Raw genomic sequence first — 634 nt, forward strand, 5'->3', positions numbered from 1 at the left:
GCCTCGACCACGGCCCGCCAGTGCGTCCGGTCGTGGCCGGTGGTCTCGTACAACCGGCAGGCCCGGTGGGCGAGTTGCCAGGCCGCGGCGGGCCGTCCCTGCTGCTCGGCGCAGACCACCACCGCGCGCAGGGCGCTCTCCTCGCGGCGGAACCAGGCCCCCGCGCCCACGGTCGCCGCGCCGCCGGCCGTCCAGCCGGCGGTGACGTCGAGGTAGTGGGCGATCAGCCGGTCGAGGGCGAGGAACCGTTCGTCGCAGGTGAGTTCGGCGGCCTGCGCGGCGGCGTGGCGGCGGACCAGCTCGCGCCGGGCGTACCGGCCGGGGCCGCTCTCCTCCAGCAGGTGAACGGCGTCCAGCCGGGTCAGCAGGGTGCGGGTCGCGGCGGGCGGGAGGTCGGCGAGGGCGGCGGCGGTGGCGGTGTCGAGTTCCGCGCCGGGGTGCAGGCCGAGCAGGGTGAACAGCCGGGCGGCGTCGGGCGCCAGTGTGCGGTACGTCCGGTCCAGCGCGGCGGTGAGGCCGAGCGGGCCGCCGGCGGTGCCGGTGCCGGAGAGGGCGGCCGGACCGGTCTGCTCGTCGGCGAGTTCGGCGGCGAGGTCGGCCACGGACCAGTCGGGCCGGGCGGCCAGCCGGGCGG

1 pseudogene is annotated in these 634 nt (G+C 79.0%); it reads right to left on the minus strand.

From position 1 onward, the window contains the following. A pseudogene (locus AE652_RS42640) lies at positions 1 to 634 on the minus strand (hypothetical protein); the annotation flags it as partial.

Origin of the sequence: Kitasatospora sp. MY 5-36 (genome assembly GCF_001182915.1) — a bacterium.
Lineage (GTDB): Bacteria > Actinomycetota > Actinomycetes > Streptomycetales > Streptomycetaceae > Kitasatospora.